Here is a 25,807-nt window from a genome sequence, read left to right on the forward strand (position 1 = left end):
GCCTGTGGAGGACGACCCGCCGGCGCATCGGCCTGTGGACGGCTACGGGACGGTCGGGTGGCGCGCGGGGCTGGTGTGCCGCTCAGTCGTCGAGAACCGGCGCCACGCAGATGGCGAGCATCCCGGGCCCCACGTGCGCGCCGAGCACGCCCCCCAGCTCCACGCAGCGCACCGGGCTGCCGTCGCGGGACGGTACCAACCGGTCGCCGAGCTGCTCGGCGAGCCGCTCGGCCATCGCGGTCGCCCGCTCCTCGGCCGCCAGGTGGGCGACGCAGGCCTCGACCCGCTGCTCCCCCGCGGCCGCCACGGCCATCGCCTCGAGCTGGGCGATCGCCTTGGCAGCGGTCCGCACCTTGGCCTGCGGGGCGATCACGCCGTCGACGATGCCGAGCAGCGGCTTCACGGCGAGCACACCGCCGAAGACCGCCGCCGCGGCACCGACCCGGCCGCCGCGCCGGAGGTACTCCAGCGTGTTGACGTAGAACAACGACGTCGCGGCCTCGGCGCGCGCTCGCGCGGCCTTCGCCGCGTCGGCGGCCGTGCCGCCCGCCTCGATGACGGCGCAGGCCGACTCGACGGCGTACCCGGTCGCGACCCCGACCTGCCGGGAGTCCACGCACGTGACCGGGACCGGCGCGGTGCGCGAGGCCACGAGGGCGGACTCGAAGGTGCCGCTCACCTCGGCCGACAGGTGGATCGACACGATCTCGGTGGCGCCCTCGTCGGCCAGCCGCGCGTACAGCTCGGAGAAGGCGGCGGGCGCCGGTCGCGACGTGCTGACGGCCCGCTTCTCGCGCAGCGCGGCGGCGATCCGCTCAGGGGTCACACCGTCCGAGCCCTCGTCGTACGACTCGTCGTCGATGATCACCTGGAGCGGGACCACGTGGACCAGGCCGGAGGCCGCGACCTCGGCGGGGACGGTCGAGGCGGAGTCGGTGACGACTGCTACGGACACGGACCGATCACACCACGATGTTGACCAGCTTGGGAGCCCGCACGATCACCTTGCGGACCTCGCGGCCGTCGATCGCCTTCTGCACCGCCGGGTCGGCCAGCGCCGCCGCCTCCAGGTCGGCCTCGCTGATGTCGGGCGAGACCTCCAGGCGACCGCGCACCTTGCCCTGGATCTGGACGACCGCGGTCACGGCGTCCTCGACCAGCAGCGCCTCGTCGACCGTGGGCCACGGGACCTGGGCGACGGTCGGCTCGTGGCCCAGCCGCTCCCACATCTCCTCGGCCGTGTACGGCGCCACCAGCGACAGCAGGATCGCGACCGTCTCCGCCGCCTCGCGCACCGCCGGGTCCTCCGGGCCGCAGCCCGAGTCGATCGCCTTGCGGGTGGCGTTGACCAGCTCCATGACGCGGGCGACCACGACGTTGAAGCGGTAGGACTCCAGCAGCTGCGCGGCCTCGTGCACCGTCTTGTGGGTCACCTTGCGCAGCGTGACGTCACCCGTCGCCGGGTCGACGCCCGGGGCCGAGGTCACGTCACCGGACAGCCGCCACGCGCGCTGCAGGAACTTCGCCGAGCCGGCCGGTGAGACGTCGGCCCAGTCGATGTTGTCCTCGGGCGGGCTGGCGAAGACCAGGGTCAGCCGCACCGCGTCCACGCCGAAGGAGTCGAGCTGCTCCCCCAGGCTGACGCCGTTGCCCAGCGACTTGCTCATCTTGCGGCCGTTGTTGATGACCTTGCCCTGCGACAGGTACGCCGAGAACGGCTCGTCCCAGTCGATCAGGCCCATGTCGCGCAGCACCTTGGTGAAGAAGCGCGCGTACAGCAGGTGCAGCACCGCGTGCTCGTCGCCACCGATGTACAGGTCGATCGGGCCCCACGCCGCAGCCAGCGCCGGGTCGAAGGCCTGGCTGTCGTCGTGCGGCGACAGGTAGCGGAAGAAGTACCAGGACGAGTCCACGAAGGTGTCCATGGTGTCGGTGTCGCGCGTCGCCGGGCCGCCGCAGGTCGGGCAGCTGACGTTGACCCACTCGGTCGCCGCGCCCAGGGGCGAGGTGCCCTTGGGCTTCAGGTCGGCGCCGCGCAGCTCGGGCAGCTCGACCGGCAGCTGGTCCTCCGGCACCGGGACCTCGCCGTCGACCGGGCAGTGGATGACCGGGATCGGCGCGCCCCAGTAGCGCTGGCGGGACAGCAGCCAGTCGCGCAGGCGGAAGTTGACCGTGCCGCTGCCGTGGCCGTCGGCCTCCAGCAGCTCGATCACCTGGTGGATGCCGGCGGTCTTGTCGGTCAGGCCGTCCAGCGGACCGGAGTTGACGTAGGTGCCGTTGCCGCCGGTCGCGACGCCGGACTCCTCGGGGTTGTCCTCGCCCGTGTCGACGACCCGCCGCACCGGCAGGTCCATCGCCCGGGCGAAGTCCAGGTCGCGCTGGTCGTGCGCGGGCACGGCCATGATCGCGCCGGTGCCGTAGTCGGCCAGCACGTAGTCGGAGGCCCACACCGGGATCCGCTCGCCGTTGACCGGGTTGACGGCGTGCACGCCCAGGAAGACACCGGTCTTGGGGCGGTCGGTGGCCAGCCGGTCGATGTCGGAGGCCTTGCGCACGTCGGCGACGTAGTCCTCCAGCGCCTGGCGCTGCTCGTCGGAGACCAGCTCCGCGGCCAGCTTCGCGTCCGCGGCGACCACCATGAAGGTGGCGCCCCACAGCGTGTCGGGGCGGGTCGTGAAGACGGTGATCGGGTCGTGGCCGTCCACGTCGAAGCGGACGTGCGCGCCCTCGGAGCGGCCGATCCAGTTGCGCTGGGCGTTGACGACCTTGTCGATCCACGTGGCCTGCAGGCCGTCCAGGGCGTCGTACAGCTCCTGGGCGTACTCGGTGGTCTTGAAGTACCACTGGGTCAGCTCGCGCTTGGTGACCTCGGCGCCGCAGCGCTCGCAGGTGCCGTCGGCCAGGACCTGCTCGTTGGCCAGCACGGTCTGGTCGTTGGGGCACCAGTTGACGGGCGAGTTCTTGCGGTAGGCCAGCCCGCGCTCCCGGAACTTCAGGAACAGCCACTGGGTCCACCGGTAGTACTCGGGGTCCGAGGTGTGCAACCGGCGGGACCAGTCGAAGCTGATGCCGTAGCGCTTCATCGACTCGAACTGCGTCTCGATGTTGGCGTAGGTGTACGTCGCCGGGTGCTCGTCGTTGCGGATGGCGGCGTTCTCGGCGGGCAGCCCGAAGGAGTCCCAGCCCATCGGGTTCAGGACCTCGTAGCCGCGGAAGCGCCAGTAGCGCGCGATGACGTCGTGGAGCGCGAAGACCTCCGCGTGACCCATGTGCAGGTCACCGCTCGGGTAGGGGAACATCGTCAGCGCGTAGCGCTTCGGCTTCTCCCCCGACGTGACGACCGCGTCGTCCGCACGGAACGGGTCGAGCCGCTCCCAGACCGGCAGCCACTTCTTCTCGACCGCATGGACGTCGTAGTGGACGTCGTTCTCGCTCATCGCCATCCCTTGTCTCGTTCCTGCTACCTGGTGGACCGATCGGTCCGTGACACAGAAAAGCCCCTCGGGCATCGAGGGGCGGCCGCGTCGACGGTCTTCGTCAGTGGTCGACGCGGCTATCCAAGGAGCAGGTTCATCCGCACAGGGGCATGCTACTCCTCCACGCGCGGGCGGCGCTCATCGCTCGCCCGTCTGCACCCGCCACAGCGCGGCGTAGGCGCCGTCCAGTGCGACCAGCTCGTCGTGGGTGCCCGCCTCCGCCACCCGGCCGCCGTCGAGGACCCAGATCCGGTGGGCGTGGCGCACCGTCGAGAGCCGGTGGGCGACCACGATCGTGGTGCACCGCTCGCCCGCCCGGCGCAGCGACTGCTGGATCGCCGCCTCGGTCTCGTTGTCGACCGCGCTGGTGGCCTCGTCGAGCACCAGGATCGCGGGGTCGCGCAGCAGTGCCCGGGCCAGCGCGATCCGCTGCCGCTGCCCCCCGGACAGGGTGATGCCGCGCTCCCCCACCCAGCTGTCGTAGCCGTCGGGCAGCCGCTCGACGAACTCGGCGGCGGCAGCGGCCTCCGCGGCCGCCCGGACCTCCTCGCGCGTCGCGTCGGGGCGCCCGTAGGCGATGTTGTCGGCGACGGACCCCGCGAAGAGGTAGACGTCCTGGGCGACGTACCCCATCGAGCCGCGCAGGGAGTCCCAGTCGAGGTCGCGCACGTCGGTGCCGTCGAGCAGCACCTGGCCCGCCCGGGGGTCGTCGAAGCGCAGCACGAGCCGAAGCAGGGAGGACTTGCCGGCCCCGGTCGAACCGACGATCGCGTGGGTCTCACCGGCGGGAACGAGGAGGTCGAGGTCGTGGAGCACGTCCGGCCCGTCGGCGTACCCGGCCCGGACGCCGCGCAGCTCGACGCGTCCCCCGACCGGCCTGGCCAGCACCGACGTGCCGGCCGGTACGTCGACCGGCTCGGCGAGCAGGGCCAGGATCCGCGCCGTCGAGGCCCGGCCGCGCTGGTAGAGGTCGAGGACCTCGGCCACCGCGGTGAGCGGCCACAGCAGTCGCTGGGTCATGAACACCAGCACCGAGTAGAGGCCCAGCTCGAGGTCGCCGTCGAGCGTGGCCCAGCCGCCCAGCAGCAGCGTGCACGTGAACCCGGCGAGGATCGCCATCCGCACGAGCGGGACGAACGCGGCCGAGGAGCGGATCGCCACCACGTTCGCCTCGCGGTACGCCGCCGACACGGCCGCGATCCGGTCGCGCTCCCGGTCCTCGGCGGTGAACGCCTTGATCGTGGCGATGCCCGCGAGATTGGCGCCGAGCGCCCCGGAGAGGTCGGCGACCGACTCGCGGACCCGGTCGTAGAGCGGCTCCAGCCGCTTCTGGAAGTACAGCGAGCCGACGACGATCACCGGGATCGGGAGGAAGGCGAAGAGGGTCAGCTGCCACGACGCGACGGCGAACACGATGCCGACGAGCGCCACGTTGAGGGCGGTCTGCAGGATCTCGGGGAGGCCGCGGTCGAGCAGCCGCTCGAGCTGGTTGACGTCGTCGTTGAGCGTGGCGAGCGTCGAGCCCTGCGGCCGCGCCTCGTGCCAGCCCAGGTGGAGGTGCTGGGCGTGGTCGTAGGCCTCGACCCGCAGGTCGTGCTCGATGCCCTGCGCGAGGCCGCGCCAGAGCACGTCGGCGGCGTACTCGCTGGCCGACTCCACGACCCAGACCACGAGGTTGATCACGGCGAGCCAGAGGAGCTGGGCGTGCCGGGACTCCACGCCCAGCAGATCGCCGGCGAACGAGTCCGCGCCGCGGACCACGACGTCGACGGCGGCGCCGATCAGCAGCTCGGGGACCACGTCGGCCACCTTGTTGAGCGTCGACATGGCCACGGCGAGCACGAAGCGGCCGCGGAAGCCGCGATAGCGCTTCCAGAGCGCGCCGAGCGGCCGCTCGATCACCGGGTCCACCGCGTTCCTCCCACCGGCCGACAAGTTAGGTGAACCTTAGTCGGACGCGCCCGCCGGGCCGGCGCCGGGGCGGCTAGCGTGACGCCATGACTGTCACCGACCTGTTCCGACTCGACGGCAAGGTCGCCGTCGTCACCGGCGCCAGCTCCGGGCTGGGCGTCGACTTCGCCAAGGCACTGGCCGAGGCCGGCGCCGACGTCGCGCTCGGCGCCCGGCGCGTCGAGCGCCTCGCCGACACCGCCGCGCTGGTCGAGGCCGCCGGCCGCCGCGCGCTGTCCGTGCAGACCGACGTCGCCGACCCCGCCTCCTGCCAGGCGCTGGTCGACGCCGCGATGGCCGAGTTCGGCCGCGTCGACGTCCTCGTCAACAACGCCGGCGTCGGCACCGCCGTCCCGGCCACCCGGGAGACCCCCGAGCAGTTCACCCAGGTCATCGACATCAACCTCAACGGCAGCTACTGGATGGCCCAGGCGTGCGGCCGGGTGATGCAGCCGGGGTCGAGCATCATCAACATCTCCTCGGTCCTCGGCATCACCACCGCCGGGCTCCCCCAGGCCGCGTACGCCGCCTCGAAGGCCGGCGTCATCGGCCTGACCCGCGACCTGGCCCAGCAGTGGACCGGGCGCAAGGGCATCCGGGTCAACGCCATCGCGCCCGGCTTCTTCGCCTCCGAGATGACCGAGACCTACCCGCCGGGCTACCTCGAGTCGCAGCAGGCGCGGATCCCCGCCGGCCGCAAGGGCGACCCGCGCGAGCTCGCCGCGACGCTGGTCTTCCTCGCCTCCGACGCCGCGGGCTATGTCACCGGACAGACCCTCGCCGTCGACGGCGGCATGACGATCACCTGATCGGCACCCGTCGTACGAACGAGGCCCCCGGCTGCTGCCGGGGGCCTCGTCGCGTCGTACGACGTCAGCGGTCGCGGTAGGAGACGACCACCGCGGGGCGCGGGAAGTCGTCGGTGTGCGGCCAGGTGCTGGCCGGCGCCTCGAAGGTCGCCCCCGAGACCTCGCCCGGGTGCTGGACGGCGACGAACAGCGAGCGGTCGCCGTCGGTGACGAGCGGTCCGCAGGCCTCGGCGCCCTTCGGCACCGTGCAGAACTGCTGCACCTGGCCGCGGTTCGGCCCGGCGACGGGCACCCGGAAGACCCCGTCGTTGCTGCCGAGCACGTTGCCGTCGGTGGAGATCCACAGGTTGCCCGCGCGGTCGAAGGCGACATTGTCGGGGCAGCTGATCGGGCTGACCTTCGACTTGTCGAAGCCGCCGAAGTAGGTCTCCGGCGCCTCGGGGTCACCGCACACGAGGAACAGGTCCCAGGTGAAGCTGTTCGCCGTGTGGCTGCCGTTGTAGGGGGTCATCTCCAGCACGTAGCCGTTGCGGTTGCCCGAGGCGTCGGTCAGCGGGGCGCCGATGCTCGCGCGCACCTTCGAACTCGGCAGCGGGTTCGCCTCGTCGACGGGCATCGCACCGGAGCCGCGGTTGGAGTTGTTCGTCAGGGCGGCGTACACGCGGCCGTTGACCGGGTTCGGCTGGACGTCCTCGGGGCGGTCCATCTTCGTCGGGCCGACCTTGTCGGCGGCCAGCCGGGTGAAGATGAGCACGTCGGCGACCGACATGCCGGGCACGAAGGACTCGGTGTCCGAGCAGAGCGGGATCCACTTCCCCTTACCGTCGAAGCGACCGTCCTCGGTGCCGTCGCCAGTGAGCTTCGCGACGAACAGCGTGCCCTTGGTCAGCAGGGTCATGTTGCGCCGCTTCGCGGCCGCGGTGCCGGAGCGGTCGACCTTCCCGGCGGAGACGAACTTGTAGAGGTAGTCGCCGCGCTCGTCGTCGCCCATGTAGGCGACCGCGTGGCCGCTCCTGCTCAGCGCGATGTTGGCGCCCTCGTGCTTGAAGCGGCCGAGCATCGTGTGCTTGACCGGGGTCGACGTCGGGTCGTAGGGGTCGACCTCCACGATCCAGCCGAAGCGGTGCGGCTCGTGCGGCTCCTGGGAGAGGTCGAAGCGCGGGTCGACGGTGCCCCAGCCACGGCCCGAGCCGTTGATGCCGTAGCGGGCGTACTGGGCGGCGTAGTCGGGGCTCAGGCCGGCGCCGGCATCGAAGTACTGGTTGAAGTTCTCCTCGCCGGAGAGCACCGTCCCCCACGGCGTCGTGCCGCCGGCGCAGTTGTTCAGCGTGCCGAGCACCCGCTTGCCGGTCGGGTCGGCGGTGGTGCGCAGCCGGGCGTCGCCCGCCGCCGGCCCGGTGAGCCGGAAGGCGGTGCGGATGTGGATGCGCCGGTTCTCGGTGCACGACCTGAGCGCCTTCACCTGGCGCCAGGACCCGGGCGTCGCGCCACGCACGATGCGGACGACCGACATGCCGTGGTTCGTCATCGAGATCCGCTTGATCTCGTCGTCGGTGTAGGTGCCGGCCGGGAACATGTGCGGCTCGGTCGTGTACTCGTGGTTGACCACGAGCAGCGCCGTGCTCCGGCCGAGCGGCAGCACGCCGACGTAGTCGCAGTTGAAGCCGAACTGGCGCTCGGCCGCCTTCACCGACTGCTTCCTCGGGTCGAACTCCGGGGCGCCGTAGACCACCGGGTCACCCCACTTGATGACGACGCTGCTGCGGTAGCCGGACGGCACCGTGAACGCGTCGCGCTTGTTGGGCCCGACCGGGCGGAACCGGTCGGTGGCCAGGACGCCCCCGGCCGCGGCCGCACGCGCGGCCGGTCCGGTGGTCGCCGCCGCAGCGAGGCCGCCTTCGGTCACGAGGCTGCCGACCAGCAGCGCACCGGCCCCCGCGGCCCCACCGCGGAGGACGGCACGGCGGGCGACCGCCTTCGTGATCTCGTCACGGACGTGCGGGTTGTCGGTCGGGTTGGGCTCCGGCTGGTCGCAGGCGTTGCCACAACGGAAGAAACAGGTCACATGGGAGCGCGAACCGTGCCGGGTGCCCTCGGGGACGAGGGACAGCAGCGGACGGTTCTCGGGACGCGCGGATGTCATGGGCGCAGCCGACCAGAGACCGGTGAACCCGGACCGGACCCGAGGTGGCCCGGGGGTGAAGCGGCGGCGCCGGTCCGCTACCGGACCGGGTGGTGGCTGGTGATCGAGATCCGGTTGAAGGCGTTCATCGTGATCGCCACCCACGCGACGGCGCTGAACGCGGCGTCGCCCAGCACGGCGCGGGCCATGTCCTCGACGTAGAGCCGCTCGACCGGCTCGAGGAGCCGGGTGATCGACTCCGCGAGCTCCAGTGCCGCGCGCTCCTGGGCCGTGAACAGGTTGGTCTCCTGCCAGGCCGGCAGCACCGCGATGCGGCGCTCGGACTCCCCCGCCTCGATCGCCCGCTGGTGGTGGAGGTCGAGGCAGTAGGCGCAGCCGTTGATCTGCGAGACCCGCAGGTTGACCAGCTCGACGAGGGCGCGGCTGATGCCGGCGGCCTCGGCGGCGTCGCCGACCTCCTGGGCCAGCGCCGCCGCTGCCTTGTACGACGCCGGCTGGGCCTTGTCGAGGAAGACGTGCCGCCGCGCGGTCCCGTCGGGCCCGCTCATGCCGGCCAGTCGGTGATGTCGTCGTACTCGTGGTGCTTGGTCAGCCACCTCGCGACGTAGGGGCAGTGCGGGATGATCCGCTTGCCCCGGGCCCGGACGTCGGCGAGCGCGAACGCCACGACGCCGCCGGCGAGCCCCTGCCCGGCGTACTTGTCGTCGACCTCGGTGTGGACGAAGTCGACGTGCTCGTCGTCCGGCAGCCGGTACTGCGTGAAGCCCGCGAGCTCGGCGCCGTCGCGGATCTCGTAGCGATGGTGCTCGGGGGCGTGGACGTAGGTGATCGCCGGATCGGTCATGGCGCCATCCTGCCGGGACCTGCCGGAAAACACACGGAGGCCGCCCCGAGCGGGGCGGCCTCCGGCGTGGTGCGGTGGATCAGCGCAGGTCGAAGCGGTCTGCCTCCATGACCTTGACCCAGGCGGCGGCGAAGTCCTGGACGAACTTCTCCTTGGCGTCGTCGCTGGCGTAGACCTCGGCCAGCGCCCGCAGCTGCGAGTTGGAGCCGAAGATCAGGTCCGCCGCGGTGGCGGTCCAGCGGACCTCACCCGTCGCGCCGTCGCGGATCTCGTAGACGTGCTCCTCGCCCTCCGACGCCTTCCACTCCGTGCCCGGCGCGAGCAGGTTGACGAAGAAGTCGGTGGTGAGGGCGCCCGGACGGTCCGTGAGCACGCCGTGCGCGGTGCCGCCGGCGTTGGTGCCCAGGACGCGAAGGCCACCGAGGAGCACGGTCAGCTCCGGCGCGGTCAGGTCGAGCATGTAGGCCCGGTCGACCAGGAGCTCCTCCGGCCGCAGCTTCTCGCCCGGGCGGACGTAGTTGCGGAAGCCGTCGGCGCGCGGCTCGAGGTACTTGAACGTGTCGACGTCCGTCTCCTCCTGGCTCGCATCGGTGCGGCCCGGGTGGAAGGGCACGGTCACCTCGACGCCGGCGTCCCGGGCGGCCTTCTCGACCGCGGCGGATCCACCGAGGACGATGAGGTCGGCCAGCGAGATCCGCTTGCCACCGGTCTGGGACGCGTTGAACTCGGCCTGGACGGCCTCGAGCCGCTCGAGCACCGTCGCGAGCTGCGCGGGGTTGTTGACCTCCCAGCTGCGCTGCGGCTCGAGGCGGATCCGCGCACCGTTGGCGCCACCGCGCTTGTCGGTCTTGCGGAAGCTCGCGGCCGACGCCCAGGCGGTCGACGCGAGCTCGCTGACGCTCAGGCCCGACTCGAGCAGCTTCGCCTTGAGGGCCGCGACGTCCGACTCGTCGACCAGCTCGTGGTCGACCGCCGGCACCGGGTCCTGCCACGGCTGCGGCTCGGGCACCCACGGACCCAGGTAGCGGCTGACCGGACCCATGTCGCGGTGCAGCAGCTTGTACCAGGCCTTGGCGAAGGCCTCGGCGAACTGGTCGGGGTTCTCCAGGAAGCGGCGCGAGATCTTCTCGTACGCCGGGTCGAAGCGCAGCGCGAGGTCGCTGGTCAGCATCGTCGGCTTGCGCTTGGGCGAGTCCGCGGCGGGGCCGGGGATGATCGCCTCGGCGTCCTTGGCGACCCACTGCTTGGCACCCGCGGGGCTCTCGGAGAGCTCCCACTCGTAGCCAAAGAGGATCTCGAAGAAGCGGTTGCTCCACTGCGTGGGCTTGTCGGTCCACGTCACCTCGAGGCCGGAGGTGATGGCGTCCTCGCCCTTGCCGCTGCCGAAGGCGCTCTTCCAGCCCAGGCCCTGCTGCTCCAGCGGCGCGGCCTCGGGCTCGGGGCCCACCAGGGCGGCATCACCGGCACCGTGCGTCTTGCCGAAGGTGTGGCCACCGGCGATGAGGGCGACGGTCTCCTCGTCGTTCATCGCCATCCGACCGAAGGTCTCGCGGATGTCGCGGGCCGAGGCCAGCGGGTCGGGGTTGCCGTTGGGGCCCTCGGGGTTGACGTAGATCAGGCCCATCTGGACCGCGCCGAGCGGCTCGGACAGCTCCCGCTCACCGCTGTAGCGCTCGTCGCCCAGCCAGGTGTCCTCGGGACCCCAGAAGATCTCCTCGGGCTCCCAGACGTCCTCGCGGCCGAAGGCGAAGCCGAAGGTCGTGAAGCCCATGTCCTCGAGCGCGACGTTGCCGGCGAGCACGAGCAGGTCGGCCCAGGAGATCTTCTGGCCGTACTTCTGCTTGACCGGCCACAGCAGCCGGCGCGCCTTGTCGAGGTTGCCGTTGTCGGGCCAGCTGTTGAGGGGGGCGAAGCGCTGGGCGCCGTCGCCGGCACCGCCGCGGCCGTCGTACTGGCGGTAGGTGCCCGCCGCGTGCCAGCTCAGGCGGATCATCAGGCCGCCGTAGTGGCCGAAGTCGGCGGGCCACCAGTCCTGCGAGTTGTGGAGGACCTCGACGACGTCGGCCTTGACCGCCTCGACGTCGAGCCCGGCGAACTCCTGGGCGTAGTCGAAGTCGGCACCGAGCGGGTTGCCGGCCGGGTTGTGCACGTGCAGCGGCGACAGGTCCAGCTGGTTGGGCCACCAGTCCTTGTTGGAGTGGGGGCCGTGCGCCTTGGGCGTCGGCGAGTCGAGCGCGGGGTTCTCGCTCTCGCTTCCTCCGTCGTGGGCGACGGGGCAGCCTGCGTTCTCGGACATGCTCAACCTTTCAGGGGGTGGTCACTCAGGTGCGGACGGAACAGTCGGGGCAGACGCCCCAGTAGATGACCTCGGCCTCGTCGATGACGAAGCCGTGGGAGTCGGACGCCGTCAGGCACGGCACGTGCCCCACGGCGCAGTCCACGTCGGCGATCGAGCCGCAGGAGCGGCACACGACGTGGTGGTGGTTGTCCCCGGTGCGCGTCTCGTAGCGCGCCACGGAGCCGGCCGGCTTGATGCTGCGCACGAGGCCGGACTCGGCCAGGGTGTGCAGCGAGTCGTAGACGGCCTGGTGCGACACGTCCGGGAGCAGTGCCCGCGCCGCCGCGATGACCGACTCGGTGTCGGCATGCGGGTGGGCGTGCACGGCCTCGAGGACGGCCAGCCGGGGTCGGGTGACCCGGAGCGCGACGTCCCGCAGCTGCTGCTGGAAGTCGGGCTGGTCCATGTCCGCCATCCTGCCACTTTTCTTGAATGAGTCAAGACTTCACGACGTGCGTGTCGGCGGCTGTTCTCCGCGGTCCGGGGTACTGCCCCGCCATGGACACCGCAGCTATGGCCATCCTGATCGGCGTCGTCGTCGTCTTCATCGCCGGCGGTCTGGTCTGGGCGTTCATCGCCGACCGGAAGCGCAACGAGGACGTCGCCCACGACACCGAGCGCCTCGACCCCGACCCCACCAGCCCGCCGGTCGACCCGTCGAACCGCCACGGCGGCTGACGTCGTACGACGCCGCGTCGCGCCGCCCGGCCCCTCCGGCAAGGAGGCCGGCGCGGCCGGGCACCACGGCCGGGCACTACGGTCGGGTCATGGCACACCAGATGAGGATTCGACGCGCGATCGCCCGGGGCGCGCTGCGCGTGACGAGGTGGCGCCTCGTCGGCGACGTGCCGAAGGGCGGCGGGATCCTCGTCGGCGCACCGCACACCTCCCAGTGGGACTGGGTCGCGATGCTGATGATCGCGTGGGCCAACGGCGTGCGTCCGCACGTGCTCGTCGCCGACCGCTACTTCAAGGGCGTCGTCGGCTGGGTCCTGCGCAGGACCGGCGGGATCCCGCTCGACCGGTCGAGCCCGGGCGCCACCGTCCGCGCCCTGCTCGCGGCCGCCGAGACCGACGACGCCTTCCAGCTGGTCATCGCGCCCGAGGGCACCCGCAGCACGGGTGAGTTCTGGAAGCCCGGCTTCTACCGGATCTCCCAGCAGACCGGGCTGCCCATCAGCCTGGGCTTCGTCGACGGGCCGACCCGCAGCCTCGGCATGGGGCCGACCTTCCATCCCACCGGCGACGTGGTCGCGGACATGGACCTCGTCCGCGCCTTCTACGCCGACAAGCACGGCATCCGCCCCGACAACCGGACCGAGCCGCGGCTACGCGAGGAGTCGGCGGACACCCCGCCGGACGCCTGAGGTCGCGCCCGGGGCGCCGGCGCCCGGGCCGTCCGGGGCACTCCCCCGCAGGCCCCACCAGGCGCAGGCGACGAGCAGCCCCAGTGCCGTCAGCACGTAGGCGTTGCCGGCGATCCCCTCGGCGAGGCTCCAGCCGTACTCGCGCCCGTGGCGGAAGGGTGACCACCAGATCGCCCGCGAGAACGCCACCGCGGCGACCACGCCGGCGACCGGGCGCGCCCTCGGCAGGCCGCTGTGCCACAGCGCGATCACGGTCGGCACCAGCCAGACCCAGTGGTGGTCCCACGAGATCGGCGAGGCCAGCAGCATCCCGTACGCCGCCGTGCACGCCGCCAACGGCCGGGCGGCCGGGGACTCCGAGCGCCACAGGAGGGCGGCGGAGGCGAGGGCGACCACGGCCGTCGTACCGGCGACGAGGAGCCACAGCGAGGTCGGGGCCTCGTGCCCCAGCAGCCGGCTGAGGATGCCCAGCACGGACTGGTTGCCGGCGTACTCGACCCCGCCGACGCGGCCCGGGTCCCACAGCACGTCGGTCCAGTACGCCCACGACGCGCCCGGCGCGGCGACGGCGCCGACGAGCACCGTGCCCGCGAAGCTCGCCACGGCGGTGCCGGCCGCCCGGCGCCGGCCGATCACGACGAGGAACGCGACGAAGAAGAGCGGGGTGAGCTTGATGCCCGCGACGACGCCGACCAGCCAGCCCGCACGCCTGCGGTCGGGGCGGAGCACGTCGGCGAGGATCGCCGCCATCAGGAACAGGTTGACCTGGCCGAAGGAGAAGGTCGACCACACCGGCTCCGCCGCGAGCGCGACCGTGACGGCCGCCGGCAGGAGCAGCCCGGTCGGCGCCGCGCCGCAGGAGCGCAGCACGAGGTCCACCACGAACGCCAGCACGACCACGCACGCGACCGCCCAGAGGAACGCGCTGAGCCAGATCGGCAGCACGGCCAGCGGCAGCATCAGCATCGCGGCGAACGGCGGGTAGGTGAACGGCAGGTCCGCGACGTGGAAGCGCACGCCGTAGAGGTCGCCGCCGAAGAGGGCGCTGGCGCCGAGCTCGTAGACCCGCAGGTCGATGAACCAGCTCCAGCGCCAGGCAAGCACGCCGCACAGCAGGCCCACGGCGACGGCCAGGGCGGCGACCAGGCGATGGGGGGTCCACGTCTCCACCCGTCGAGGCTAGGTCGCCGGACGGGCCCGGACGGCGCCGCGGACGCCGACGTACGGAGTCTTCATCCAGTCGTCGCCGGGGCGACGCTCAGGAGGCGCTGGCCTGGAACCAGCTGATCGCCGCCTCGAACGTCCCGGCGCCGTACTCGCGCAGCAGCGCCTCGGTCGCGATCTCCGTCGCCTGCTCCACGTCGAGCACGGGGTGCGCCTCGATCTCCGAGCGCAGCGGGGTGCCCTGGCAGATCGCCGTCGCGGTGGTGGCCGCGTCCGCGACGCTGGTGCCGGTCATCCGCTCGACCGTCGTCTCCTCGAAGCCGGCCTGCTCGAGGTGGCGACCGATGACGTCGGGGTCGTGGTAGCCGTACGGCATCCGGCGCAGGAACAGCAGCGGCGCCTCCCCCGCGGCGGCGTTCAGCGCGTCGCTGACCACGCACCAGGCGGGATTGGCCTCGACCCGGTCCCAGGCGTTGAGGTGGAAGGAGCCCCCGGGCCGCAGCACGCGCCGCGCCTCGGCGTACCCGCGCACCTTGTCGGGGAAGAACATCACCCCGAACTGGCACGCCACGGCGTCGTACGACGCGTCGGGCACCGGCAGCGCGAGCGCGTCGGCCACCTCCCAGCGCACCCGCTCCGACGGGCACAGCACCTGCGCCGCCGCCAGCATCGGCTCGTTGAGGTCGGTCGCGGTGATGCTCGCCGCTCCCCCGGCGACCAGCGCACGCGTCAGCACGCCGGTGCCGGCGGCCGTCTCGAGGACGTCCTGCGGGTCCCCCTCGAGCACGGCCGCCGCTAGGTGGCGCGCCGGCTCCGCGAAGACGAGCGGGACCAGCAGGCGCTCGTAGATCTCCGGGATCCGCCCGACGAAGGCGGAGTCGCTCGACCCCATGGGACGAGGCTACTCGCGTTCGCCCCCGGTGAGGCGCCCCAGGATCCGCTGCGCGATCTCGGCGCCGACCCGCACCGCGCCGTCGACGTGCTGGAAGCCGTGGCCCGCGACGTCGCTGCTGCCGAACTCGATCGGGCCCAGCGGCTCGCGCAGCAGGTGGCCGTAGCGGGTGAGGCCACCGACGCCGAAGCTGGTGCCGTAGGCGCCGCCGGTCAGCTCCTGGTGCTGCCAGTCGCTCTCGACGTAGCCGACCGGCTCGCGGGCGGCGTCGCCGAAGTAGGCCGCGAGCGCGTCGAGGACCCGACGCCGGCGCGCGTCGGCGTCGAGGGCGCCGAGCTCGTCCGCGGTCAGGTCGGAGACGAAGCCGACCAGCACGCCGCGGTCCTCCCCGTCCGGGGTGTTGTCGTAGACCTCGTGGACGTCGAGGTAGGGACCGAACCCGGTGCCGCTCAGTCCGGCCTCGCGCCAGAAGGGCGTCGCGTACATCGCCTGGACCTTGATGACCAGGCCGAAGGACTGGTTCTCGCGGGCGATGCGGTGCCCGGCCGGGAGCTCCGGCGAGAAGCGGACGCGGCGCACGACCGTCGGCGGTACGGCGACCACGACGCGTCGCGCGGCATGGGCCTCCGCGCCCACGTGCACCACCGCGCGGTCGTCGGTCCACTCGACGAGGGTGACGTCCTGGCCGAGGCGCACCCGGTCACCGAGCCGCTCGGCCAGCGCGAGCGGCACCGACTGCAGGCCGCCGACGACCCGGCGGTCGAGGATGTAGTCGGCGTCGACGAGGTTGCTGAACGAGCCCGCGCTCGCGGCCATCTGCACGGCCTGGAGCGCGGAGAACGCGTGGGCCGGCTTGGTCAGCATCGCCGGGCCGACGTACAGCGCGACGTTGTCGCACGCCTCGACGTCGTCGCACTGCTCCTCCAGCCAGGCGCGGAACGAGATCCGGTCGAGCTGCTCGGCGCCGGGCAGCTCCCACGGCCGGGCCGGGTCCATCTGCTCGGCGAGGCCGTCGAGCACCTTGGTCAGCCGCTCGATCGCGGCCGCCGTGGTCTCCGCGACCGGCAGGTCCTCGGCGAACCGGCGCTGCTCGCCGTCACGGGCGACGTAGAGCGAGTCGCCCGCGCGGTGGCGCGGGTACGTCGGCAGGGCGAGCTCGTCGAGCAGCCCGAGCAGGGCGGTCTGGTCGGGCGAGACCCACTGCCCGCCGATCTCGAAGGGCGCCGGCTCCCCCGTCGTGGCGACCACGTCGGTGCGCAGGCGCCCGCCGACCCGGTCGCGGGCCTCGAGGACGAGGACGTCCTGCCCGGCCTCCACGAGGCGCAGCGCGGCGGTCAGGCCGGTCACCCCGGCTCCGATCACGATCACGTCATGGGTGCTCATCGGTGGTCCTCCCCGGACTCGTTGGTGGTGTTGCGGTCGGCGAGCAGCGGGAGCGACGGGTCCCAGGTCGTGCCGTCACGCTGGTCGCGGCGGCGCCGCGCGATGCCGGACAGCGCCTCGAGGACGACCCGGTTGGCGAGGAAGGAGGTGATCTCCGCGTGGTCGAACGGCGGCGAAACCTCCACCACGTCGATCCCCACGACCGGCAGCTCGTAGCAGATGCGCCGCACCGAGTCGAGCAGCTCGCGGGCGGTCAGCCCGCCGGGCTCCGGCGTCCCGGTGCCCGGGGCGTGGCCCGGATCGCACACGTCGATGTCGACCGACAGGAAGACGCCGTCGCAGTCGTCGGTCGCGATCGTGAACGCCTCGTCGAGGCAGGTGTTGAGGCCGCGGTGGACGATCTCGGTCATCTCGTAGGAGCGCATCCCCTGCTGGGCCATCCAGTCCAGGGTCTCCGGGCCGGGCCAGTAGCCGCGCAGGCCCATCTGGAGGAAGCGGTCGCCGCGCAGCGCCCCGGACTCGATCAGGCGGCGCATCGGCTGGCCGTGCCCGACCAGCGAGCCGAACTCGATGTCGCCGGTGTCGGCGTGCGCGTCGAAGTGGATCATCGACACCCGGCCCTGCCCGAGGTGCTGGGCCACGCCGGCGGCGTCCGGCCACGCGATCGTGTGGTCGCCGCCCAGGATGAGCGGGATCGCGCCGCTGCGGGTGACCGCGTGGACGGCCTCCTGCAGGTCGCGCACCGAGCGCTCGGCGTCGCCGGAGAACATCTCCACGTCGCCGGCGTCGAGGACCGTGAGCTCCTGCAGCGGGTCCACCCGCATCGCGAGCGAGGGCCGCGAGCCGTCGTGGGCGAGATAGCAGGTCTGCCGGATGTACTGGGGCCCGAAGCGCGTGCCGGAGCGGTGGGACGTGCCACCGTCGAAGGGGGCGCCGAGGATCACGATGTCCGCGCCGTCGTACGTCGACGGGTCGGTCCAGTCGCAGCGCTCGACGCCGAGGAAGGTGATGTCGGGGCCGAACTGGGCTCCGTAGCGTGCCATGGTGCTTCTCTCTCCTTGAGGGATGGTCAGTCGGCGAGGACCGGGTCGTCGGTCGGGTCGATCACGATGAACCGATCCTCCGGCTTCCGGGCCAGGTACGCGAGGTAGTAGACGAACGCGCCGAGCAGCAGCGCGCCCGTGATCGCCAGGTCGGTGCCGGTCGAGCTGAGCAGCGCGTAGCCCACGACCACCACGACCAGCAGCGGCGGGAGCGGCCACAGGGGCATCCGCCAGCCGGCGGCGGACTCCATCCGTCGTACCTTCAGCGCCGAGAGGGCCACGACGACGTACATGGCGGAGATGACCACGGACGTGATGCCGAGCAGGGCCTCGATGTCGATGGCGTAGGCCAGCACCGCGCCGGGGATGCCGATGATCAGCGTGGCGACCCACGGCGAGCCCCAGCGGGCGTGCACCCGGGTCACCGCGCGGTTGACCGGCTCGGGCCACGAGCGGTCGCGGCCGGAGGCGTAGACGACCCGGGCGTTCTGCAGCACCATCACGATCGCCGCGTTGAGGATCGCGATCGCGATGCCCAGGTTGACCGCGACGGCGGTGGCGTCGCCGCCCCAGGCGCGGACGAACTCGGAGAAGTTGCCGGTCGCGAGGGCACCCAGGTCGTCGACCGCGAGGACGGTCGTGATCGTCGGGACCAGGATGACCACGCCCCCGAGGCCGAGGGACCAGAACACGACGCGGGCGACATTGCGGCGCGGCTCGACGATCTCCTCGGCGAGGTAGGCCGCCGTGCCGAAGCCGCTGACCACGAACATGCCGACGGTCAGCCCGGACACGAGGATCGCTGCGGTGAACGGGTTCACCGCGCCCTCGCCGACGACGTGCGGGACGACGAGCTCGCCCGGGCCGCGCTGCAGGTGGAAGACACCGAGGACCGCGACCACGCTCGCCGCGAGCACCTCGAGCCCGAGGAAGATGCCGGTCACGAACGCGTTCGACCGCACGTCGAGGATCGCGATGCCCGCGGACAGCAGCATGACGACGGCCGCCGCGAGGCCGCGGTCGATGGTGAGGATGTCGGTGAGGTAGTCGGCCGTGCCCAGCGCGATGATCGGCGGGATCAGCCACAGCAGCACGCCGGACAGCGCGAAGGTCAGCCAGCCCACGCCCTTGCCGAGCGTGTGGGTGACCATGGCGTACTCCCCGCCCGCACTCGCCACCCGGGTGCCGAGCTCGGCGTAGCAGGCGCCGACGGCCACGGAGACGACGATGCCGGCGATCACGGTGAGCACGACGCCGCTCCCCTGACTGGCCATCATCTCCGGCACGATGATGAACAGGCTGGACGCCGGCGTGATGCACGAGAGCACCATCAGCACGCCGCCCGCCGGGCCGAGCACGCGGGCCAGGCCCTTCCCGGTGGCGGCGGACGCGTCGGTGGACGCGTCGGTGGACGCGCCCGCAGGCAGGTCGGTGGTGGAGGTCATCGGTCCCAGCTTCCGTCGAACGACGCTATTTTGAACGTCGTACAAATCTTTGAACGGTATTCAAAGTGGCGCAGATCACCCGCCACGTCAACCCCCTCGACCAGAATTGGGTCGACCGGTGAGACGATCCGTCGACCGGAACCGACCCTCGACGCTGCAGGAAAGAGGCCCGCCGTGGCGCGAACGCGCTCGAACCGTCGCCTGGACCACCCCCGCGAGAAGGTCCTCTCCGCGGCGCTCGAGATGATCGGCGAGCAGGGGCTGAGCAAGGTCACCATGGCCGCGCTCGCCGCCCGGCTGGAGACCAGCGGCGGCCACCTCCTCTACTACTTCGGCACCCGCGACGGCCTCTTCCTCGAGACGCTGCGCTGGAGCGAGCAGCAGTACGCCGTCGAGCGCGCCCCCCTGCTCGAGGCCGCCGCGGCCGGCGAGGGCGACCTGGCCTCCGTGCTCGAGCTCGCGACCATCTACCTGCCGGTCGACGAGCGCGACCCGCGCTGGCAGCTGTGGCTCGAGCTCTGGGCCCGCGCGCCGTACGACGCCGACCTGGCCGCCGCCCAGCGCGAGCTCGACCAGCGGTGGCACGCCGACCTCCTGCAGCTGCTGGACCTGCTCCCCGGTCTGACCGACCGTGAGGGCACCTCGGAGCGGCTGCGGGCCATGTGGGACGGCTTCGCGATCGCGATCGTCAACGGTGGCGGCACCGCCCTGCGGGCCCGCGTCGTCGAGCACACGCGGGCGGTCCTCGACGCCTTCACGTCACCGTGTCCCTGAAACGGCGATGGCGAGCAGTGCCGACGCCCAGGATCAGCAGCGGGAGAGTGGCCCCGGCCCGGTCGTCGATGGCCGCACTCAGCGCAGGGCCACGTCTGTAGGCCAGTGACGGGGCCCGGACCGCACGGTCCGGGCCCCGTCGCCCTCGCGGGCTACTCGATGCAGATGCCGCGGTCGACGTACGCCGTCCGGCCGAACCCCGTGCTGTTCACGACAGCACGGTCGGTGATCCCGAGCCGAACGACGTACCCGCACGACGCCAGGGCGGAAAGGTCGATCGAGAACGGCTGCCCACCGGCGGGCGTCTGCGTGGCCGGGCTGATCGCACAGGTCACCGGCGTCGCCGGCACGGTGCCCGTCGGTCCCCCGAGCACGCTGAACGACCAGCTGTGGAAGTGCTCGTCGCGGGCCACGAAGGTGCCGGCGAGCGGCGCCTTCGGCACCCGGCACTGACCCATCGTCTGCAGGTTCAGGTCGCCCGCGTTGTCGGGGTCGCCGACGACGATCGACGAGTTGAGGGTGTTGTCCATTTGCACCCTGCGCACGTCGACGACACCGAGGCCGCCGACCTCCAGCTGGACCTCCCACAGGTCGTCGCCACCCGGCGTGAACATCCCGAGCACACCGGTGGTGTCGCTGCTCCATGTCGGCCAGCCGATCCAGCCGGAGGCACCGGGCGTGACCCACGACCCGACCCCGTTCTGGTCAACCACGAAGAACGCGCTGGTCAGGTCGGTGACCGGACCGCCGGCAGTGATGTTGCGGACCCGGATCCGGTAGCTGGACCCGACCAGCGCCGGGTCGAGCGGCCCGTGCAGCGTGACCTGTCCCGCGAACGGGCAGGCGTCGGGCAGGGCGTAGCCGGTCTCCGCGATGTGGCCGCCCGGCAGGGTGAGGCCGGTCGCGCCGTCGACCTTGCTGGACTCGACGCCTCCGACGAGGGTGAAGCGCGCCACGCCGTCGTACGCGTGGCCGGGGCGCAGCTGGACGTGGGTGTCGATCCGGTTGCCCCAGTGCGGCACGGCGTTCGGGTTGGTCGTCGACGGCGGCGTCCCCCACGAGAGGACCGCGCGGACCCGGCCGATCACCGGGGTGTCGCACCCCTTGCGGAACTGGCCGAGGTCCACCGTCAGCGGCGCGGCGTAGCAGAGCCCGCCGCTCGGGATCGTGGCGTAGTCGTGCGTCGCGACCTCGACCGTGCCCAGGTAGGTGTAGGAGCAGTCCTTCGAGCCGAAGTCGGCCCAATAGGCGACGTACTCCTTGCTGCCCGCCGTACACGGACCGCCGGAGAAGCCGCTGGGCCGCTTGACCCGGAAGGTGCCGACGATCTGGTCGGCGTTGTTGTCCAGGCCGACGCACTCGATCTGCTCGTAGGTCGTGTCGCCGCTGGCGGACTCGAGGACCTTGAGCACCTCGGAGAGGTCGATCTTGCTCTCGAGCGCCAGGTTCGCCGGTGCGACATAGGACGTGACGCCCATGGTGCCCGCCACTTGGGTCGCGGCCAGGTGCGGCAACGCGAAGCGGTGCGCCGGTACTGCGTGCTCCTTCTCGCCACCGGCGTACAGCTCGGCCACGGCGCTCAACGGCAGGGGAAGCTTCGGCCCGGGGTCCGGGATCGGCGATGGGAGCTCCTCCAGCAGGTACGGCGGCAGCTTGGCGATCGCCGCGTCGGACAGCTTGAGGCTGTCGACCAGGTCGGGGAGGATCCACCGCCGCGGCCGGACCTGTACGTGCACCTCGCGGACGTCGCCCCAGATCGGCGTCTGGTCGGGCATGCCGGGGTCGGGCATGATCTCCCAGCTGAGGATCGCCCGCACCAGCGGCAGCACGGGGGTGGCGCACCACTTGCGCTTCGGCTGGTAGTTGACGCCGACCACGTAGGACAGCGGCAGCTGGGCGGCCTTCTCACAGTCCTGGCCGGCCGGGATGTCGTGGACCGACGCGCTGGCGGCGCCGGCGTCGTCCCAGGTCGCGCCCTCGTCGTAGCTGACGTAGAACCGGACGTGCTCGCTGGTGCCCGCCGAGCACAGGGGGCCGCCGTACCCGCTGGACCGCTTGACCTGGATGGTCGCCTCGAGACGGTCACGCTCGGGACTGAAGGAGACGCAGCTGAGCGCCTCGTAGGTCGTGTCGCCCTTCTGGTCGAGGACGGCCTCGAAGCCCAGCCCGGGCGCGGTGCCGAAGTAGTTCGGGTTCACGGCCAGCAGTCGCCGGACGTGCGTGCGCTCCCGAGTCACGCGGAACTCGGCCGCGTGAGGAATCTCTGTGGACATCTGCTTCCTCCTGTGTGCGCGGCGGCAGGACGGTCCCGCCGTCGGGTCCCCCCGCGAGGAGGAGCGCGGGACGAGGGCCGCTGATACACCGATCTCGGGAGGAAGCGACCGGGGCGCGAAGGGAGGACGCCACAGCGCCGGGAACAGGCCGTGACAACAGAAGCGGCCCCCGCCGCGAACAAAGGCGCCTGCGGTGGGTCTCAGGGCGAAGTCGACAGGCGAGGGTCGCAGCCGCCTGCAGCAACCCGTTGCCCGACGTCGGCGACGAACTCTCGCACAGCGGCCTCACAGTACGCCCACATTGTTGGGTGGGCAGACAGATGCCGGCGCCTGACGAGCGGCGCCGTCGCGGCGGCCACGGGACGTGGCTCCCGGGAAAATGCTGGAGGGCCAGGCTCGTCTCCCTGTTCGGGATTCGGAACCCGGCCCTGACCAGTCCGTTGGTGGAGGTGAGGGGACTCGAACCCCTGACCCCCTGCATGCCATGCAGGTGCGCTACCAGCTGCGCCACACCCCCAACTCGCCGCTCCACCCGAAGGCGGGGCAACGGGAAGGAATACTAGCCAACCGATCCTGCGAAGGTGAAATCCGGGGGTCGGTTTCCGCGCTGCGGGTCTCGTGACGGTCGCTGCGCGACCTCCTCGACCACCGGTCAGGCGTTGTACGTCGCCAGCGCCCACGCACCGGTCGTGCGCTGCTCGAGCACGACGCGACCGCAGTTGCCCAGGGCGCGCAGGTCGCGCGCCTGCGCGAGCGGCCAACCGAAGAAGGCGACCAGGCCGGTGCGCGTCGCGGCGCCGTGCGAGACGGCGACACCGCACTCCCCCGGGCCGAGCGTGGCGGCCAGGTCGCGCAGGCAGGCGACATAGCGGTCGGCGACCTCCTGCGGCGACTCCGCGCCGGGGATCCCGTCCCACTCGCCGTTGCGGAAGCGGGTGAACGCGGCCGGGTCGCGCGCCTCGATCTCGGCGTGGGTCAGGCCCTGCAGCTCGCCGAGGCGGAACTCCCGCAGCCGCTCGTCGTACGACGGCACGAGCCCGCACTCCTTGGCGACCACCTCCGCGGTCACCCGGGCGCGGGCCAGGTCACTGGTCCACACCAGCGACGGCGACAGCGCGGCGACGAGCGGGGCGACGGCGCGCGCCTGCTCGAGGCCGGTCTCGTCCAGCTCGGTGTCGAGCTGGCCCTGGACGCGGTGCGCGGCGTTCCAGGCGGTCCGCCCGTGGCGGAGCAGGACGATCCGGCGGGGGCTCATTCCGACGCGGGGGCGGGCCCGTTGATCTCGGCCGGCAGGTCGATGACCGGGCAGTCGCGCCAGAGCCGCTCGAGGGCGTAGAACTCGCGCTCCTCGCTGTGCTGGACGTGGATCACGACGTCGCCGTAGTCCAGCAGCACCCAGCGACCGTCCCTGTGGCCCTCGCGGCGGATCGGCTTGGCCCCGAGCTCGCGCAGCTTGTCCTCGACCTCCTCGACGATGGCGCGGACCTGGCGGTCGTTGCCGCCGGAGGCGAGCAGGAAGGCGTCGGTGATCGCGAGCTGCTCGCTCACGTCGAAGGCCAGCTGGTCGGTGGCGAGCTTGTCGGACGCCGCGACCGCGGCGGCGCGGATCAGCTCGACGGCGTGCTCAGAGGCGGTCATTCAGGTTCCGTTCCAGTGGTGTCGGGCGCGTAGAGCCCGTGCTTGGTGATGTACTGCACGACGCCGTCCGGGACGAGGTACCAGACCGGCTGGCCGGCCCGCTGCCGCTCACGGCAGTCCGTGGACGAGATGGCCAGCGCCGGCACCTCCACCATGGTCACACGATCGTGCGGAATCTTCGCCAACGTCGCGGGGTCCATGTCGGCGCCCGGCCGGGTGCAGCCGACGAAGTGGGCCAGGGCGAAGACCTCGTCCGCGTCGCGCCAGCTGAAGATGTCGGTCAGCGCGTCGGCGCCGGTGATGAAGTAGAGGTCGGCATCGGGACGCTGGGCACGCAGGTCCCGCAGCGTGTCGATCGTGTACGTCGGGCCGGCGCGGTCGATGTCGACGCGGCTCACCGTGAACCGGGGGTTCGCGGCGGTCGCGATGACCGTCATCAGGTAGCGGTGCTCCGCCGGCGAGACGTCCCGGTCCGCCTTCTGCCACGGCTGCCCGGTGGGCACGAAGACGACCTCGTCGAGGTCGAACCAGCCCTGGACCTCCGACGCGGCGACGAGGTGGCCGTGGTGGATCGGGTCGAACGTGCCACCCATCACCCCGACGCGGGTGCGCCCGTCCGGCCCCGGCAACTGCAGTCCCTTCGCCGGGACGTCAGCTGTGGTCGCGGCCGCCGCCGAACCAGACCAGTCCGAGCAGCAGGAACAGGAGGAAGGCCAGCACGCCGCCGCCGATGAACCACGGGTTCACGGCGGGCTCGCCGTGCTCCTCAGCGGCGCTGACGACGGCGAGGGCGGTGAGGCTGATCTGGCTGAGCATGGCCCGGATCCTATCGGAGTCAGTGGACGGCGAAGTCGACGCCCAGGAACAGGAGCGTGAAGCGGATCGAGCGCCCCACGAACACGGTCGGGATGAAGGCCCACATCGGCATCTTCAGGATGCCGCCGATGGCCGCCATCGCCAGGAGCGGCGGGATGCCGGCCGACGCGGCGACGAACATGATGGCGGCGGCGTACCAGGGGCGGCCCTGCATGCGGCCCATCCACTTGTCGTAGGACGCCTTGATCTTGGGTCCCGAGAGCTTCTTCTGCGCCCACTTCGACTCCGAGCCGCGCCGGGCGGCCTCGTAGACGATGATCTTGCCTACGGTGGCACCGGCGCCGGCGGCGATCCCGAGCGAGATCGCGGCCGCCGTACCGCCCTCCGCGGCGCCGGCACCGAGGATGTAGACCTCGATCGGCAGGAACGGGAGCAGGGCGGACGCGACGCTGAACGCGAACGTCGTCAGCCACAGCAGCATGGTCGATCAGGCCTTCTCGCCCGACGTCGCCGGCTCACGGACCGGCACCGGCAGGCCCAGCTTCAGCAGCCAGCCCAGCGACACGCACTTCAGCACGAGCAGGCCCACGGCGATGATCGTGCCGAGCCAGACCCAGCCGCTGACCAGCAGGATCACGGCGAAGGCGCCCGAGTTGGCCGCCTTGCCGACCCGCGACCAGTTCCACAGGTAGATCCGCCGGTCGATGACGTGGAAGTAATTGGGGCTGCGGATCGGCCAGGCGAGGAAGGCCAGCGACAGGTACATGTCGATGACCATGAATTCGAAGAGGTAGATCCCGATCGGGATGCCGATCCACTTCATCGGGTCGTCGCTGATCCAGCCGCCCGGCTGGAGCCAGATCAGCCCGACGTAGAGCGCGCCGCAGCTGAGCCGGTCGCACATCATGTCGACGACCGCGCCCATCCGGGTCTCGCAGTCGCGCCAGCGCGCCCACTCGCCGTCGATGCTGTCGCCGACCCAGTAGGTGACCAGGCCGATGACGATCCACGTCAGGCTCTGGTCGTACGCCGCCCACACGGCGATCGCCAGCGTGATGACGGTGCGGACGAAGGTGATGATGGTGGCCCCGGTGAAGAGCCGTTCGACGGAGGGATCGGCGTAGATCCGGTCCGGGGAGCCTGCCATGCGGCGAAACCTACCGGTCCCGCCGAAGCAGCCGGACGACACTCCCCCGGGTCGGCCTCCGACATTGGCGAGGGATTCACCGGCCGTCCACCTGCCGCGCCTAGCGTCGCTGCGTGATCTGGCTGGCCGTCGTCTTCGCCCTGGCGAGCGCGGCGACCACCGCGGTGTCCACCTCGACCCAGCACCTGGCCGCCTCCCGCGCCCCGCTGGTCGCGGTGCTGCTCGCGGTCACCCTGGGCCCCGTGGGCTTCGTGCTGCACGTGCTCGCGCTGGACAACGGTCCGATCGGGCTGGTGCAGCCCATC

General features: G+C 72.0%; 24 protein-coding genes and 1 tRNA gene. 4 read left to right on the forward strand and 21 right to left on the reverse strand.

The window, feature by feature from the left end; genetic code table 11:
* Positions 1 to 82: 82 nt before the first annotated feature.
* From BJ993_RS01750 to BJ993_RS01760, 3 genes are all read right to left on the reverse strand, one after another.
* Entirely contained in the window at positions 83 to 955 is an 873-nt protein-coding gene (locus BJ993_RS01750; RefSeq protein WP_179647515.1) for a DegV family protein, read from the reverse strand.
* A gap of 7 nt (positions 956 to 962) precedes the next feature.
* Complete coding sequence (leuS, locus tag BJ993_RS01755; protein ID WP_179647516.1) at positions 963 to 3,443, reverse strand: leucine--tRNA ligase; 2,481 nt, start codon at positions 3,441 to 3,443, stop codon at positions 963 to 965.
* Positions 3,444 to 3,614: 171 nt separating this feature from the next.
* Entirely contained in the window at positions 3,615 to 5,387 is a 1,773-nt protein-coding gene (locus BJ993_RS01760) for an ABC transporter ATP-binding protein (protein WP_308645445.1), read from the reverse strand.
* Between the two features lie 86 nt (positions 5,388 to 5,473).
* Here BJ993_RS01760 and BJ993_RS01765 point away from each other — a divergent pair, with 86 nt between their 5' ends.
* Positions 5,474 to 6,235, forward strand: coding sequence for an SDR family NAD(P)-dependent oxidoreductase (locus tag BJ993_RS01765; RefSeq protein WP_036546578.1), 762 nt, complete (start codon positions 5,474 to 5,476; stop codon positions 6,233 to 6,235).
* A 64-nt stretch (positions 6,236 to 6,299) separates the two neighbouring features.
* Here the strand turns inward: BJ993_RS01765 and BJ993_RS01770 are convergent, their stop codons facing one another.
* The 5 genes from BJ993_RS01770 to BJ993_RS01790 all read right to left on the reverse strand — a co-directional run bounded on the left by BJ993_RS01770 (position 6,300) and on the right by BJ993_RS01790 (position 11,966).
* On the reverse strand, positions 6,300 to 8,378 hold the full coding sequence (locus tag BJ993_RS01770; RefSeq protein ID WP_179647517.1) for a PhoX family protein: 2,079 nt from the start codon (positions 8,376 to 8,378) through the stop codon (positions 6,300 to 6,302).
* A gap of 77 nt (positions 8,379 to 8,455) precedes the next feature.
* Positions 8,456 to 8,926 (reverse strand): carboxymuconolactone decarboxylase family protein, encoded by a 471-nt coding sequence (locus tag BJ993_RS01775; protein ID WP_036546585.1) that lies wholly within the window; start codon positions 8,924 to 8,926, stop codon positions 8,456 to 8,458.
* Positions 8,923 to 9,222 carry a GNAT family N-acetyltransferase gene (locus BJ993_RS01780; RefSeq protein ID WP_036546587.1) on the reverse strand — a complete coding sequence of 100 codons (300 nt, stop codon included), beginning with the start codon at positions 9,220 to 9,222 and terminating at the stop codon, positions 8,923 to 8,925. Before BJ993_RS01780 ends, BJ993_RS01775 begins: the two co-directional genes overlap by 4 nt.
* Before the next feature lie 79 nt (positions 9,223 to 9,301).
* The gene (gene katG, locus BJ993_RS01785; protein ID WP_179647518.1) at positions 9,302 to 11,518 is read right to left on the reverse strand and encodes a catalase/peroxidase HPI; all 2,217 of its coding nucleotides are present in this window, start codon (positions 11,516 to 11,518) and stop codon (positions 9,302 to 9,304) included.
* A 25-nt stretch (positions 11,519 to 11,543) separates the two neighbouring features.
* Positions 11,544 to 11,966: a Fur family transcriptional regulator gene (locus tag BJ993_RS01790; protein ID WP_207006274.1), complete on the reverse strand. Its 423-nt coding sequence runs from the start codon at positions 11,964 to 11,966 to the stop codon at positions 11,544 to 11,546.
* A 92-nt stretch (positions 11,967 to 12,058) separates the two neighbouring features.
* On the opposite strand from BJ993_RS01790, the gene BJ993_RS01795 reads away from it, so the two are divergent.
* Complete coding sequence (locus BJ993_RS01795; RefSeq protein ID WP_179647519.1) at positions 12,059 to 12,238, forward strand: hypothetical protein; 180 nt, start codon at positions 12,059 to 12,061, stop codon at positions 12,236 to 12,238.
* A gap of 89 nt (positions 12,239 to 12,327) precedes the next feature.
* Entirely contained in the window at positions 12,328 to 12,927 is a 600-nt protein-coding gene (locus tag BJ993_RS01800) for a 1-acyl-sn-glycerol-3-phosphate acyltransferase (RefSeq protein WP_207006275.1), read from the forward strand.
* Here the strand turns inward: BJ993_RS01800 and BJ993_RS01805 are convergent.
* From BJ993_RS01805 to BJ993_RS01825, 5 genes are all read right to left on the reverse strand, one after another.
* The gene (locus BJ993_RS01805) at positions 12,889 to 14,097 is read right to left on the reverse strand and encodes a glycosyltransferase 87 family protein (protein ID WP_179647520.1); all 1,209 of its coding nucleotides are present in this window, start codon (positions 14,095 to 14,097) and stop codon (positions 12,889 to 12,891) included. The genes BJ993_RS01800 and BJ993_RS01805 overlap by 39 nt on opposite strands.
* Positions 14,098 to 14,185: 88 nt before the next feature.
* Complete coding sequence (locus BJ993_RS01810) at positions 14,186 to 14,983, reverse strand: class I SAM-dependent methyltransferase (RefSeq protein WP_179647521.1); 798 nt, start codon at positions 14,981 to 14,983, stop codon at positions 14,186 to 14,188.
* A 9-nt stretch (positions 14,984 to 14,992) separates the two neighbouring features.
* Positions 14,993 to 16,366 (reverse strand): flavin monoamine oxidase family protein, encoded by a 1,374-nt coding sequence (locus tag BJ993_RS01815; protein WP_179647522.1) that lies wholly within the window; start codon positions 16,364 to 16,366, stop codon positions 14,993 to 14,995.
* On the reverse strand, positions 16,363 to 17,409 hold the full coding sequence (gene speB, locus BJ993_RS01820) for an agmatinase (RefSeq protein ID WP_036546600.1): 1,047 nt from the start codon (positions 17,407 to 17,409) through the stop codon (positions 16,363 to 16,365). Before speB ends, BJ993_RS01815 begins: the two co-directional genes overlap by 4 nt.
* Positions 17,410 to 17,435: 26 nt before the next feature.
* Positions 17,436 to 18,854 (reverse strand): APC family permease, encoded by a 1,419-nt coding sequence (locus BJ993_RS01825; RefSeq protein ID WP_179647523.1) that lies wholly within the window; start codon positions 18,852 to 18,854, stop codon positions 17,436 to 17,438.
* 174 nt (positions 18,855 to 19,028) lie between these two features.
* On the opposite strand from BJ993_RS01825, the gene BJ993_RS01830 reads away from it, so the two are divergent.
* Positions 19,029 to 19,628, forward strand: a complete 600-nt coding sequence (locus tag BJ993_RS01830) for a TetR/AcrR family transcriptional regulator (protein ID WP_036546606.1) — start codon at positions 19,029 to 19,031, stop codon at positions 19,626 to 19,628.
* A 152-nt stretch (positions 19,629 to 19,780) separates the two neighbouring features.
* Here the strand turns inward: BJ993_RS01830 and BJ993_RS01835 are convergent, their stop codons facing one another.
* The 8 genes from BJ993_RS01835 to BJ993_RS01870 form a co-directional block, all read right to left on the reverse strand.
* Complete coding sequence (locus BJ993_RS01835) at positions 19,781 to 21,865, reverse strand: hypothetical protein (protein ID WP_179647524.1); 2,085 nt, start codon at positions 21,863 to 21,865, stop codon at positions 19,781 to 19,783.
* A gap of 477 nt (positions 21,866 to 22,342) precedes the next feature.
* A tRNA-Ala gene (locus BJ993_RS01840) sits at positions 22,343 to 22,418 on the reverse strand.
* A gap of 135 nt (positions 22,419 to 22,553) precedes the next feature.
* Entirely contained in the window at positions 22,554 to 23,156 is a 603-nt protein-coding gene (locus BJ993_RS01845; RefSeq protein WP_179647525.1) for a histidine phosphatase family protein, read from the reverse strand.
* The gene (gene rsfS, locus BJ993_RS01850; RefSeq protein WP_036546624.1) at positions 23,153 to 23,539 is read right to left on the reverse strand and encodes a ribosome silencing factor; all 387 of its coding nucleotides are present in this window, start codon (positions 23,537 to 23,539) and stop codon (positions 23,153 to 23,155) included. The genes BJ993_RS01845 and rsfS overlap by 4 nt, the downstream gene beginning before the upstream one ends.
* Complete coding sequence (gene nadD, locus BJ993_RS01855; protein WP_257026784.1) at positions 23,536 to 24,168, reverse strand: nicotinate-nucleotide adenylyltransferase; 633 nt, start codon at positions 24,166 to 24,168, stop codon at positions 23,536 to 23,538. Before nadD ends, rsfS begins: the two co-directional genes overlap by 4 nt.
* A 22-nt stretch (positions 24,169 to 24,190) precedes the next feature.
* Entirely contained in the window at positions 24,191 to 24,355 is a 165-nt protein-coding gene (locus BJ993_RS01860) for a hypothetical protein (RefSeq protein ID WP_179647526.1), read from the reverse strand.
* Between the two features lie 19 nt (positions 24,356 to 24,374).
* Positions 24,375 to 24,836, reverse strand: coding sequence for a hypothetical protein (locus tag BJ993_RS01865; protein WP_051932344.1), 462 nt, complete (start codon positions 24,834 to 24,836; stop codon positions 24,375 to 24,377).
* 6 nt (positions 24,837 to 24,842) lie between these two features.
* Positions 24,843 to 25,502: a CDP-alcohol phosphatidyltransferase family protein gene (locus BJ993_RS01870; protein WP_179647527.1), complete on the reverse strand. Its 660-nt coding sequence runs from the start codon at positions 25,500 to 25,502 to the stop codon at positions 24,843 to 24,845.
* Positions 25,503 to 25,807 lie beyond the last annotated feature (305 nt).

Origin of the sequence: Nocardioides aromaticivorans (assembly GCF_013408525.1) — a bacterium.
Lineage (GTDB): Bacteria > Actinomycetota > Actinomycetes > Propionibacteriales > Nocardioidaceae > Nocardioides > Nocardioides aromaticivorans.